Raw genomic sequence first — 13,175 nt, forward strand, 5'->3', positions numbered from 1 at the left:
ACCATTCGAGAGTCGGCCGAAATCCCGGGGTTAGCCAGACACTCCTTTCGTCTATGTATCGCGGGGCTATCACTGGCAGGGACAGGATCGGGCGAGTAAATCGCGCCATACTCGAGTCATGGCAACTCATCGCGCCGCCCGGACCGGCACATCGAAGGCGGCGGAGACAGCCCCGCAGCGGGAATCCCTGGAATCGCAGCGTGAGAGCCTCGATCCTCGGGCGGAGCTCAGTGAGTTCCTGCGTACCCGCCGGGATCGTCTGAAGCCGGCCGATGTCGGGCTCACCGATTACAGTCGGCGCCGTCGCGTCCCTGGTCTGCGGCGGGAGGAGCTGGCGCAGCTTGCCGGGGTCTCCGCGGCGTACTACACGCGATTCGAGCAGGGGAACGCCCGCAATGTCTCGCGCGAAGTGGTGGACGCGGTCTCTCGCGTTCTCCGGCTCTCCGAGGCCGAGCACGCCCACCTTCTACAGCTGGCTCAGCCCAAGCGGCGCGCGGAGAGGACCGTCGAACCGCCGCGGCAGCAGGTCAGGCCGGAGATGCGGGACCTCCTGGCAGCTGTGGAGGGAGTCCCCGCCTATGTGTGGGGGCGCCGCTCCGATGTGCTGGCCTGGAACCAGACCGCATCCGCCGTCTTCGGTGACTGGGCGGCCCGGGCCCCTCGGGACCGGAACTGGGCCAGGGTCGCCTTTCTCGACCCCGCCTCCCGGACGCTTTTCACCGACTGGGACAGCAAGGCCCGGGATGTCGTGGGCCGGCTACGGCTGTGGGCCGGTCTCTACCCGGACGACGCGGAGCTTGCCTCGCTGGTCGGTGAACTCTCCATGAAGAGCGCGGAGTTCCGTACTCTGTGGGCCGCACACGACGTCAAGCAGCAGACCCATGGCCCCATGCGTCTGACGCACCCGCTCGTCGGCGAGCTGACCCTGCGTTACGAAACCCTCGCACTCCAGGGCGACGAGGATCAGTATCTGAGCACCTATCACGCCGCACCCGGATCACCCTCCGAGGAGGCCCTGCGGCTGCTCGCCAGCTGGGGCGCCGACGCGGCGCGGAAACGCTCCACCGACGCGTCCTCTTGAGTCCCGACCCAGGCATTGACCCCAAGCCGGGGCTGGTCGGCAACTGCCCGCTGAACAAACACTTCTGACTGTCCCGCCGGCGTGAACGCCGCTCGTGTCCGGTCCGGCGCCCGCAGACGTACGCGCGTGTCCGCGCCGAGAGCGCTGCGGAAGCGGCGGGCCGCTTCGGGGTCGGCCACGGGCCCTTCCGTCGCCCCCATCGATGCTGATGATGTGCCAGATCCCTTGACCAGTAAGGGGTTTGGCTACTTTGCATCAACACCTGCGAACTTTGAACACTGTGGTGACGAAGTATGGACGCCGCCGGTAGAAGCCTCCTACTGTTCTCGACGCAGCCACCGGAGTCTCCCTGTCCGGACGCAGCACGCCCCGCCTGCACGAGCCGAACCGTTCACCCCCGGGCGCCGGGTGGCCCCACCCACCGCCGCGACGTGCCCCTCGCCGCGAGGGGCCAGGAGGAAGAATGCATCCACGGCCGCTCCACCGTTGCCGCAGACATCTCACCGGTCTGCTGGTCTCCGCGTTTCTCGTCGGCGCCTTTGCCGCCTCTCCGGCCGCCGCCGCGCCGACGCCGAGGCCGCAGGACGAACTCCCGCCCCAGGAACCGGGGGTCACCCTGCGCGTCTTCGATGTACAGGTTCCTCTCAGCGAGTTGTGCGACATCAAGACCGGACAGACGCCGAACGTAGACAAGTTGATGCCGGTCATCGACTGGAGCTCGCCGGACGACTTCGGCTTCGGCGACTACTTCGTCTCCCAGGTCACCGCCAACCTGACCGTTCCCGAGGACGGTTCCTACGCCTTCCGTCTGATCAGCGACGACGGTTCGCGGCTGCGGATCAACGACTCCACCGTCATCGATCACGACGGGCTGCACGGTGCGGAGCCCAAGGACGGATCGACGGAACTGACAGCCGGTCACCATGCCCTGCACATCGATCACTTCGACCGAACCGGCGACCAACAGGTCACCCTTGAATGGAAGCCGCCAGGCGCCTCGGACTTCGCCGTCGTGCCGAACTCCGTGCTCAGCACCGACGCCGACGTCGTACGGGTGACGGCCCCGGGGCGCAAGGAGTGCGAAGGCGCCCTCGACTCCCCCGGCGACGGGCTGCCGCTGACCGGGACGCACCCGGACTACGCGCTCACCGATCTGCGCCCGGCGGGCTTCGAACCGCAGGTCACCGCGATGGACTGGCTGCCCGACGGCCGGCTCGCCGTGACCACCTGGGGCGGCACCGACAACACCACCGGTGAAGTCTACCTCCTCGACAACGTCCAGGGCGAGACCGATACGGAGAAGGTGACCGCCAAGAAGGTCGCCGACGGGCTCAAGGAGCCCATGGGCATCAAGGCCGTCGACGGCAAGCTGTACGTCTCGCAGAAGCACGAGCTCACCGAGCTCACGGACGCCGACGGCGACGACGTGACCGATGAGAAGCGGACCGTCGCCACCTGGCCGTACGGCGGGAACTTCCACGAGTTCGCCTTCGGACTGCTGTACCGCGACGGGTACTTCTACCTGAACCTGTCCGTGGCGATCGACCTGGGCGGGGCGACCACCGATCCGCAGCCGGCGCCCAACCGGGGTTCGACCATCAAGGTGAACAAGGAGACCGGCGAGGTCGACTACATCGCCGGTGGCCTCCGTACGCCCAACGGCATCGGCTGGGGCCCCGAGGGCGACATGTTCGTCCTCGACAACCAGGGCGGCTGGCTGCCGTCCTCGAAGCTGCTCCACATCAAGCAGGACCGCTTCTTCAACCACTACACCAACCCGTCGGGCCCCTTCGACGGCAAGCCGGTCACCAAGCCGGTGCTGTGGCTGCCGCAGAACGAGATAGCCAACTCGCCCAGCACTCCCCTGCAATTGACCGAGGGGCGGTTCGCCGGGCAGATGCTGTTCGGGGACGTCACGTACGGCGGCATCCAGCGCGCGTACCTGGAGAAGGTCGACGGCGAGTACCAGGGGGCGGTGTTCCGCTTCACCCAGGGTCTGGAGGCCGGTGTCAACCGGATCAGCATGGGCCCGGACGGTGCGATCTACGCGGGCGGTCTCGGCGCGGGCGGCAACTGGGGGCAGGAGGGCAAGTTGACGTACGGGCTCCAGAAGCTCTCCCCCAGCGGTGACAAGGCCTTCGACATCCTGGCCATGCGGGCGAAGCCGGGCGGCTTCGAGCTGGAGTACACCGAGCCGCTCTCCGAGGAGACCGCGGCGGAGCTCGCCGAGAGTTATCGGGTCGAGCAGTGGACGTACGCCCCGACTCCCGCGTACGGCGGGCCCAAGATCGACGAGGAGGCCCTCGAAGTCGGTGAGGCCACCCTTTCCGAGGACCGTAAGAAGGTCACGCTGACGATCCCCGGGCTCAAGGCGAACCGGGTCGTCCACATCCGCTCGCCGCGCCCCTTCAGCTCCGCCGACGGCACCGAGCTGTGGAGCACGGAGGCCTGGTACACCCTCAACTCCCTGCCCGGCGACCAGCCCCCCGCCACCCAGTACGAGGCGGAGGAAGCCACCCTCACCGGAGGCGCGGGCTTCGACACCGAGCACGCGGGCTACTCCGGCGGCGGCTTCGTCGACAACTTCGGCCAGGAAGGCGCAGCGGTCACCTTCGACGTGGAGGCCGGCGAGGCGGGGACGTACGACGTGGGTCTGCGCTACTCCAACGGGCCGAACCCGGCGCCCGGCACGAAGACGGTGAGCGTCCATGTCAACGGTGAGAAGGTGCGCCAGATCAAGCTGCTCTCCACCACCGACTGGAAGACCTGGTCGACGGGGACCGAACAGCTGGAACTGCGCGAGGGCCGCAACACGATCACGTACTCCTACGACAGCGGTGACACGGGCCATGTGAATCTGGACATGATCACCGTCCATCCGAAGGGGGCCCGCGTCCAGCTCTTCGACGGCACCGGCCAGGCTGCCTGGCAGCACCCGGACGGGCGTACGCCCGAGTGGCCGGTGAACGGCGAGGCGATGGAGGTCGCGGGCGGTGACCTGCGCACCAAGCAGGGCTTCCAGGACTTCCGCGCACACGTCGAGTTCTGGCTGCCGAACCTGCCCCCGGACGTCACCGGCCAGGACCGCGCCAACAGCGGCGTCTACCTCCAGGAGCGCTACGAGATACAGATCCTCGACTCGTACGGCGACACCACCCTCGCGGACGACGAGGCCGGGGCGATCTACACCAAGAAGGCCCCGGACGTGAACGCGGCCACGGCTCCGGAGACCTGGCAGACGTACGACATCACCTTCCGCGCCGCCCGTTACGACGACTCGGGGGCGAAGACGGAGGATGCCCGGGTCACGGTCGTGTGGAACGGCGTCACCGTCCACGACGACGTCGCCATCGACGGAGTCACCGGCGGTGGGATCGCCGAGGGGCCGACAGCCGGAGCGATCAAGCTCCAGGACCACGGCAGCAAGGTCCGCTACCGGAATGTGTGGGTCGAGCCTCTCACCTGAGCCCGCCCCGCGCCCTACCGGCCCCCACCGGACTCCGGCCTGAGGTCGAGTTCCGGTGGGGGCAGCCGCTATCGTGCCCGCGTGCTCCCCACAGCCCACCGTCCGCTGTTGTTCCTCGACGTCGACGGACCACTCATCCCCTTCGGGGCCTCCCAGCCGTACCCGACCTACGAAACCGGCCCCGAAGACCTGGGCGCCCGTGAGAATCCGCTCCTGGCCAGGATCAATCCCCACCACGGGCCCCGGCTCACGGCTCTGCCCTGCGAACTCGTCTGGGCGACCACATGGATGGAGGACGCGAACACCTGGGTCGCCCCTCGCATCGGCTTGCCGTCGTTGCCGGTCGTCGGCCTGCCGGGGACCTCCGAGTCCGATGGGGCCACCGGTTGCGAGGAGGAAGAGGACGTGCGGAACGGCCTGCACTGGAAGACCCGCACCCTCGTCGCACGGGCCGCCGGCCGGCCCTTCGTCTGGGTCGACGACGAGATCACCGGCACCGACCGGTCCTGGGTCGCCGTCCACCACCCAGGCCCCGCCCTGCTCCACCCGGGTGGAGCCCCGGCAGGGGATCAGGGACAGCGACTACGCGGTCCTCGACGGCTGGCTGCGGCGCTGGGCGAGGGCGTAGGCGTTCCCCGCCGCTGCCGGGGCTTCACCTCGGAGCCTGTCGGGCTACGGCCCTGCGGCAGGAGAGCACCACCAGGAACGGCCACAGCGCCTGAAGGAACGTTACGACGCGCTCGGCGGTGCCCGGGGCCCGGGAAGTCTGGAGCTCCGCCAGGAACCACAGGCAACTCGCGAACATCAGCGCGCTCGCGGCCAGCGACACGTCCAGGCGCAGCCCCCACGGCACCGGTCTCCCGGCCCGTACGGCGGCCAATGGCGGCCACACCGCCAGCAGCACGACGCCCACCGTGGCCACCGCTCCGTGTTCGAGCGCCCCGCCGCTGCTCGGGGCGGGCACCAGGGTCAGGGCCAGCGCGGACAGGCCGCCGCCGGCCAGGGCCATCCGTCCGAGGAGGGCAGCCTCCCGGAGCGCGTGCGCCGTGGCCACGTAACACGTCCCCAGCACCAGCAGCATCCCCGTCATCAGCCAGTAGCTGGTAGCGCCGTAGGAGGCGAGCACGCTCAGGGTCTCCGTCGCGGGATCGTACGCAGGGCCCTGGCGCACCTGCGCAATCATCCAGGAGCCGACCAGCAGGACGGGAGCGCACCCGGAGGAGACCAAGGCCCACCAAGGAGCAGATCGCATTCAGTCAGCATAAATCTGGGCATCTTGCCGCGCGCTGATCTCCGGCTTCTTCGGCCGTCCGCGCCTCCTGCCGGCGGGCTTCGGGCGGTCGGCGGCGGTAGCGTACGGAGACCTGTGGTGAGTAGGCAGCAGGTGAACGGCACCGCCCGGATCGATGTGAGTCGCGAGCAGGTCCTGCGTTATCGCGTGGCGGCCCAGGGGTTCGACCGCGCCTCGCCCACGCCGGGTGTCCTGGTCCTCGGTGTTCAGGACACCCCGCACGGCTCGGCCTCCGTGGCGCTCGCCGCGCGAGGTGCCTCCTCCGGTGCGCTGGAGCGGGTCTGGTCCTTCCGCGGCGCGCCGCATCTGCACCGGCGTACGGAGCTGGCGGCGCTGGCCCGTGCTCTGTGGCCGCTCGACGACGCGGACGCCACCGCCCGGATCAGCACCGCGTCGATCAAGGAGGGGGCGAAGCTCGGCCTGGCGGCCTTCCGCGTCACGGCGGAGGCCTTTCGCCGGACCGTGGTGGAGCCGCTGGGAAAGGGCGAGGTCAGTACGGCGGTGAGCGCGGCCGTACCGGAATCGCTGACGTACTGGTGTACCCCGTGCGACGCGCGGCACATCTCGGGGCTGCTCTTCCAGGAGGCCGGGCTGTTCGGGTCGGTGCGGGTCGGCTCCGAGCGGGGGAAGACGGTGCTTTCGCCGCTCGAGTCGCGGTTCCCTGTGCCGGACACGGCGTCGGGGACGGCGGACCTGGTCCGCGCCTACCTGCGCTTTCTCGGTCCGGCCAACCGGGCGGAGGTGGCCGCGTTCCTCGGGACCCGGCCGACCGCGATCCGGTCGGTGTGGCCGGACGGGCTGGTCGAGGTCTCGGTGGACGGTGCGTCGGCCTGGGTTCCGGAGTCCGAGGTGGACGCGTTGCTCGGGGCTCCGCGCGCCGATACCGGCACCGTACGGCTGCTGCCGCCGGGCGATCCGTTCCTCCAGGCGCGGGACCGGTCGCTGCTGCTGCCCGAGAGGGAACGGCAGAGGGAGCTGTGGCGGGCCATCGGCGGGCCGGGGGCGGTGCTCGTCGGGTCGGAGATCGTCGGCACGTGGCGTGCTCGGGGTTCGGGGCGGCGCGTGGAGGTGACGGTTGCGGGGTTCGCCGCGCTGTCCGCCGCGGTGCGGCGGGCCCTGGAGACCGAGGCGCAGGCCGTCGCCGAGGCCCGCGGGGCGAAGGACGCCCTCCTGCGGATCGAGTGACCGGGGATATCAGGCTTCGGCCGGGTCGTCGTTGTCGCGCCGTGTGCACCGGATGCTTGCCTCCGCGCTGTCGAGCAGCATTTCCAGGGCCGTGGGGTACGCGCTGTCGTTCATCCTCGCGACCAGCAGCGGTGCGAGGGCGGCGATGTTCGGGTGGGTTTCCGCGGGCAGTTCGGCGTAGGTGGCGCGCCAGACCTGTTCGTCGGCGGCGCGTGCCGCTTCGGGCAGGGCGAGGCTCGCGGCGTCCAGCGCGGCGAAGGCCAGTGCCTGGTCGACGAACGCCTGGTAGATCCGTACGACGTCCGGGTCGGGCAGTCCGGTCGACCGCAGGATGCCGAGGATCGTCTCGTCGCCGGCGGTCTCGTTGGCCCGGCCGCTGACCCGGCTGGCGGTCAGCACCGCGGCCTCCGGATGGGCCAGGTAGGCGGTGTGGATGCGCAGGCCGATCTCGCGCAGGTCGGTGCGCCACTGTCCGGTGGCCCGCCGACCGCGCATCGCGCGTCCGATCAGTTCGTCGGCGATGGCCAGGGTCAGGTCGTCGATGCCGCGGAAGTAGCGGTAGAGCGTGCTCGGGTCGGCTCCGAGCGCGAGGCCCAGGCGGCGCACGGTCAGTCCGTCCCTGCCGTGTTCGTGGAGCATGCGCAGCGCTGTCTCGACGATCAACTGCTGGGTGACGACCACGCCCTGGCGTGTCGGCCGTCTGCGCCGCCGCTCCTCCTCCGCGACCACCTTCTTCGCCATGCGCGCTCTCCCATCCGTCTCCCCGTACCCGGCGGGCAGCGGTGCTGACCTGTCGGGCCTCCTCACCTTATGCCAACAGCGTTGACGTTACTCAAGTGCGCCCCTTTCATGGACGAATCCAAGGGCACCGGCCCGTACGGCCGGCCCCTCGACGAAAGGCACATCCGCCATGCGCGTACTCCTCGTCGGCGCAGGTGGCGTGGGTACGGCGATCACCAGAATCGCCGCCCGCCGCTCCTTCTTCGACCACATGGTCGTCACCGACTACGACCTCTCCCGGGCCGAGGCGGCGGTGGCCGCGCTGGGCGGGGACGGGGGCAGGTTCACCGCGCTGCGCGTCGATGCCTCGGACCGGGCGGCGGTCGCCGCCCTGATCGCCGAGCAGCGGTGCGACATCCTCGTGAACGCGACCGATCCCCGGTTCGTGATGCCGTTGTTCGACGCGGCGCTGGCCGCCGGGGTCGACTATCTGGACATGGCCATGTCCCTGTCCTCCCCGCATCCGGAGCGCCCGTACGAGGAGTGCGGGGTGAAGCTCGGCGACGGGCAGTTCGAGCGTGCCGCCGCGTGGGAGGAGGCGGGGCGGCTCGCGCTCGTCGGAGTGGGGGTCGAGCCGGGGCTCTCCGATGTCTTCGCCCGGTACGCGGCGGACGAACTGTTCGACGAGATCGAGGAGATCGGTGTCCGGGACGGTGCGAACCTCACCGTCGAGGGCTATGACTTCGCCCCGTCGTTCTCGATCTGGACCACCATCGAGGAGTGCCTGAACCCGCCGGTGATCTGGGAGAAGGACCGGGGCTGGTTCACCACGGCACCGTTCAGCGAGCCGGAGGTCTTCGACTTCCCCGAAGGTATCGGTCCGGTGGAGTGCGTGAACGTCGAGCACGAGGAGGTTCTGCTGATTCCGCGCTGGGTGGAGTCCCGGCGCGTCACGTTCAAGTACGGGCTGGGCGAGGAGTTCATCGAGACCCTCAAGACCCTCCACCGGCTCGGCCTCGACCGCACGGACAAGGTGACCGTGCCCGGCGGCGACGTGTCGCCCCGTGACGTGGTCGCGGCCTGTCTGCCCGACCCGGCCTCCCTGGGCGAGCTGATGCGGGGCAAGACCTGTGCCGGTACCTGGGTGAAGGGCACGAAGGGCGGCGCGCCCCGCGAGGTGTACCTCTACCACGTGGTCGACAATCAGTGGTCGATGCGCGAGTACGGCTCCCAGGCCGTGGTCTGGCAGACGGCGATCAACCCGGTGATCGCCCTGGAGCTGGTGGCGGGCGGTGTCTGGAGCGGCGCGGGTGTGCTCGGCGCCGAGGCGCTGGATCCGCGCCCGTTCCTCGATCTGCTCGTCGCGTACGGGTCGCCTTGGGGCATGCGCGAGCAGTGAACGCGGGGCCCGGCCGTGGGGCCGTTCGCGAGCCCGTCCACGGTCTCACCACTGGCCGTTCGCGGGCCGTCGAAAAAAGTCGAGAAGATTTTGGGCGACGATGTCGAGAACCCGGATCCGGCTCCGTCCCCGTAGTGAGAGCGACCAGAATGGGCCGCCCAGCACCGAGGAGAGAGACATCATGGCCAAGTACCTGCTGCTCAAGCACTACCGCGGCGCCCCGGCAGCGGTCAACGACGTCCCGATGGACCGGTGGACGCCCGAGGAGATCTCGGCGCACATGCAGTACATGCAGGACTTCGCGGACCGGCTGGAGAAGACCGGGGAGTTCGTCGACGGTCAGGCGCTCGCCCCCGAGGGTTCGTGGGTCCGGTACGACGGTGAGGGCCGCCCGCCGGTCACCGACGGGCCGTTCGCCGAGACCAAGGATCTGATCGCCGGCTGGATGATCATCGATGTCGACAGTCACGACCGGGCCGTCGAACTGGCCGGGGAGCTGTCCGCCGCTCCCGGGGCGGGCGGGAAGCCGATCCACGAGTGGCTGGAGGTGCGCCCGTTCCTGACCGCGCCGCCCACCGTCACGGAGGGACGCCCCGATGGACGAGCTCCTTCTGCGGAGCCTCACCCCGGGCGTGCTCGCCGTCCTCGTCCGCCGCGGAGCAGATTTCGCGGCGGCCGAGGACGCCGTGCAGGACGCCCTGGTCGAGGCGGTCCGCGTCTGGCCGGACGACGCGCCGCGGGATCCGAAGGGCTGGCTGGTCACCGTGGCCTGGCGGCGGTTCCTCGACGCGACCCGGGCGGATGCCTCCCGGCGGCGGCGCGAGGACCTCGTCGAGGAGGAGCCGGCGCCGGGCCCCGCGTCGGCGGTGGACGACACGCTCCAGCTCTACTTCCTGTGCGCCCACCCGTCGTTGAGCCCGTCGTCGGCCGTCGCGCTCACGCTGCGCGCCGTCGGCGGGCTCACGACCCGCCAGATCGCCCGGGCGTATCTGGTGCCCGAGGCGACGATGGCGCAGCGGATCAGCCGGGCCAAGCGCACCGTCTCCGGGGTGAGGTTCGACCGGCCCGGCGATGTCTCCACCGTGCTGCGCGTGCTGTATCTGGTCTTCAACGAGGGCTATTCCGGGGATGTCGACCTCGCCGCGGAGGCGATCCGGCTCACCCGGCAGCTCGCGGCGGCGATCGACCACCCGGAGGTGGCGGGGCTGCTCGCCCTGATGCTGCTCCACCATGCCCGGCGCGCCTCCCGGACCGCGCCCGACGGGAGCCTGGTGCCGCTCGCCGAGCAGGACCGGGGCCTGTGGGACACCGGGATGATCGCCGAGGGCGTGGAGATTTTGCAGGCGGCCCTCGCCCGGGACCGGCTGGGCGAGTTCCAGGCCCAGGCCGCCGTCGCGGCGCTCCACGCTGACGCGCCGACCGCCGAGGAGACCGACTGGGTGCAGATCGTCGAGTGGTACGACGAGCTGGCGGGTCTGACGGACAGCCCGGTCGTCCGGCTCAACCGGGCGGTGGCGGTCGGCGAGGCGGACGGTCCGCGTGCCGGGCTGGCCGAACTCGCCGCGCTGAGCGACTCGTTGCCGCGCCGTACGGCGGTCGCGGCGTATCTGCACGAGCGTGACGGCGATCTGCCGACGGCCGCGCGGCTGTACGCGGAGGCCGCCCGCAAGGCTCCCACGCTCGCCGAGCGCGACCATCTGACGCGCCGGGCCGCGCGGCTCAACGCCGGTCTTCGGCGTTGAGGCGGGGGCGGCGGCCTCCGGCTCCGAAGGCGTTCGAAGGTGGCGGACCGGGCCGGCGGGCCACCACCCTCATCGTGACAATTAGGTAAGCCTCACCTAATATGCGTTTGTCGTCTTCGGGTCCCCACACGCCGAGAAGCCGGTATCCCCCCTTCTTTCGTTCGTCTCCCGGGCACGGCTCCGTTCCGACGCGCGCTGTGCCCCTCCCCCGAAGGAGACATGCAGCGCATGTCCATGCCCCGCCGCGGCCGCCTGGCCGCTCTCGCCGCCCTGACCGTCATATCCGTGGGCGCCGGCGTCCTCGCCGTTCCCGCCTCCGCCGCCCCGGGGGTCCACGCCGCGGCGCGGGCCGAGACCGGCGGCACGACGTCGGCGGCCGCCCCGATCCTGGTGACCGGGCAGTCCTCCTGGGGCTTCAAGGAGTCCTGGGTCCGTTACGTCGCGATGTTCGGCGGCTCGGTGACCGCGGGCGGCGGTGCGACCGCCGACGCGGCCGGAAAGGTCGACTACCCCGTCAAGCACGGCTCGGTCGACCCGGCGGGGCGCTCCGCCGATGTGCGCTTCGGCGGCTCGGTGACCTACGCGGTGCCCAGCCACGGGATCACCGCGATCACGCTGGCCAACCCGCGTGTCGTCCTCAAGGACGGCCAGGGCACGCTGCACATGGACGTGACAACCGATCTCGTCGCGGGTGAGGACCCGGTCACCACGTCCGGGGTGCCGCTCGCCACCCTCGCGGCGTCCGCCGGCTCCCTCGACGGTGGCGCACTCGACTGGTCGGGCATCACGGCCTCGCTCACCGGCGAGGGCGCGGCGATCTTCGCCTTCCAGGGCCGGCCCATGTACCCGGCGGGCACGGCGCTGGATCCCCTCGCCATCAGCGGTACCGTCAGCGTCCCGACGCTGACGGTCAGCCAGGTCACCGATCTGGGCGCGGAGACCGAGGTCACCGTCAGCGGCAAGGGCTACCAGCCCGGGCGCGGCGTCTACCTGGCCCAGTCCATCGCCATGCCCGGCACCACGTACCCCAGCGTCTTCGGCAACGCGGTGTACGTCCGCCAGGTCGGCGCGGACGGCACCTTCAGCGTGACGGCGAAGCTCACCGAGACGTTCACTCCCTCCGGGGGCCCCGCCGTCGACTGCCGGACCACCGCCTGCTTCGTCACGAGCTTCAACTCGCACGACAGCGCCGACCCCACCTGGATGCCGTCCCGCGCCCAGGACGTGGCCCAGCCGCTCACGTTCGGCGTCGAAATCCCCGCCGCCACCATCACCCAGCAGCCCGTCTCCCGTAAGGTCCGCTCGGGCGCCACCGCCGCCTTCACCGCCGCCGCGGACGGATACGACTCGGTCCGCTGGGAGCGCAGCGCCGACAAGGGCGCGACCTGGAGCACCGTGTCCGGGGCCACCAAGGCCACCCTGTCGGTGAAGGCGTCCGCCGCCCTGAACGGCCACCGCTACCGCGCCGTCTTCGTCAACGCGTCCGGTGAGACCGCCACGTCGGCCGCGACGCTCACGGTGTCCGCCGTGCCCGCCCGTATCGTCTCCTTCAACGCCTCCCCCGAGCCGGTCGGCAAGGGCAGCAAGCTGAAGGTCGTCGGCACGCTCCAGACGTCCGGCGCCACGGACGACGTCTGGCGTCCGCTCGCCAAGACGCCCGTGGTCGTCGAGTTCCGGGCGAAGGGCGCCAAGACCTGGAGCCGCGCCGCGTCGGTCACCACGGACAAGAAGGGCGTGGCCACGGCGTCGGTCACCGCCGTCAAGGACGGCACCTGGCGGGCCCGTTACGCGGGGACCGCCGACCGGGCCGCGGCCGTGAGCTCCTCGGACTACGTGGACGTCAAGCTGCGCACCTCGGTGTCCGGCTTCAACGCCTCCCCGGAGCCGGTCCGCAAGGGCCGCACGATCACGGTCAAGGGCACCCTGCGCAGCCTGGACGGCACCTGGAAGAACACCTCCGGCCAGTCCGTGGTCATCCTGTTCAAGGCCGACGGTGCCGCCAAGTGGAGCAAGTCGGCGACCGTGAAGACCAACAGCAAGGGCGTCTTCTCGAAGGGCTTCACCGCGAAGAAGGACGGCACCTGGAAGGCCCAGTTCAAGGCCACCTCGTCCCGCCTGGGCACGACCAGCTCCGGTGACCACGTCGACGTGCGCTGAACCAGGGCACGTAAGCCCAGCGAGTGAGCGGGCCGCGGCCGACGGGAACGGTCCCGTCGACCGCGGCCCGCATACGTTCCCGACGTCCCGCGTACGTCCCCGACTCGCGGTTCCGCTGCCTCGGTCGAGCGGCG

8 protein-coding genes and 2 pseudogenes are annotated in these 13,175 nt (G+C 70.6%); 8 read left to right on the top strand and 2 right to left on the bottom strand.

Annotated elements, in window-relative coordinates:
* Positions 1-118: 118 nt before the first annotated feature.
* From A3Q37_RS15140 to A3Q37_RS37810, 3 genes and pseudogenes are all read left to right on the top strand, one after another.
* Positions 119-1,081, top strand: a complete 963-nt coding sequence (locus A3Q37_RS15140) for a helix-turn-helix transcriptional regulator (protein WP_079137808.1) — start codon at positions 119-121, stop codon at positions 1,079-1,081.
* A gap of 463 nt (positions 1,082-1,544) precedes the next feature.
* On the top strand, positions 1,545-4,547 hold the full coding sequence (locus A3Q37_RS15145) for a family 16 glycoside hydrolase (protein WP_065484258.1): 3,003 nt from the start codon (positions 1,545-1,547) through the stop codon (positions 4,545-4,547).
* Positions 4,548-4,628: 81 nt separating this feature from the next.
* Positions 4,629-5,175 (top strand): annotated as a pseudogene (locus A3Q37_RS37810) (hypothetical protein).
* 24 nt (positions 5,176-5,199) lie between these two features.
* Here the strand turns inward: A3Q37_RS37810 and A3Q37_RS15155 are convergent.
* Complete coding sequence (locus A3Q37_RS15155) at positions 5,200-5,799, bottom strand: DUF998 domain-containing protein (RefSeq protein ID WP_065484267.1); 600 nt, start codon at positions 5,797-5,799, stop codon at positions 5,200-5,202.
* A gap of 117 nt (positions 5,800-5,916) precedes the next feature.
* Here A3Q37_RS15155 and A3Q37_RS15160 point away from each other — a divergent pair, with 117 nt between their 5' ends.
* Complete coding sequence (locus A3Q37_RS15160) at positions 5,917-7,023, top strand: DNA glycosylase AlkZ-like family protein (protein ID WP_255311823.1); 1,107 nt, start codon at positions 5,917-5,919, stop codon at positions 7,021-7,023.
* A 9-nt stretch (positions 7,024-7,032) separates the two neighbouring features.
* Here the strand turns inward: A3Q37_RS15160 and A3Q37_RS15165 are convergent, their stop codons facing one another.
* A complete protein-coding gene (locus tag A3Q37_RS15165) occupies positions 7,033-7,764 on the bottom strand; it encodes a TetR/AcrR family transcriptional regulator (RefSeq protein WP_065484275.1) in 732 nt (243 codons plus the stop codon).
* A 169-nt stretch (positions 7,765-7,933) separates the two neighbouring features.
* Here A3Q37_RS15165 and A3Q37_RS15170 point away from each other — a divergent pair, with 169 nt between their 5' ends.
* The 4 genes and pseudogenes from A3Q37_RS15170 (at position 7,934) to A3Q37_RS15180 (ending at position 13,041) form a co-directional block, all read left to right on the top strand.
* Positions 7,934-9,142, top strand: coding sequence for a saccharopine dehydrogenase family protein (locus A3Q37_RS15170; RefSeq protein WP_065484278.1), 1,209 nt, complete (start codon positions 7,934-7,936; stop codon positions 9,140-9,142).
* Between the two features lie 181 nt (positions 9,143-9,323).
* Positions 9,324-9,728, top strand: a pseudogene (locus A3Q37_RS35715) (YciI family protein); the annotation flags it as partial.
* A gap of 10 nt (positions 9,729-9,738) precedes the next feature.
* Positions 9,739-10,884, top strand: a complete 1,146-nt coding sequence (locus tag A3Q37_RS15175) for an RNA polymerase sigma factor (protein WP_065484281.1) — start codon at positions 9,739-9,741, stop codon at positions 10,882-10,884.
* Between the two features lie 228 nt (positions 10,885-11,112).
* A complete protein-coding gene (locus tag A3Q37_RS15180; RefSeq protein ID WP_065484292.1) occupies positions 11,113-13,041 on the top strand; it encodes an HtaA domain-containing protein in 1,929 nt (642 codons plus the stop codon).
* Positions 13,042-13,175 lie beyond the last annotated feature (134 nt).

It is taken from the genome of Streptomyces sp. PTY087I2, from assembly GCF_001687325.1.
Lineage (GTDB): Bacteria > Actinomycetota > Actinomycetes > Streptomycetales > Streptomycetaceae > Streptomyces.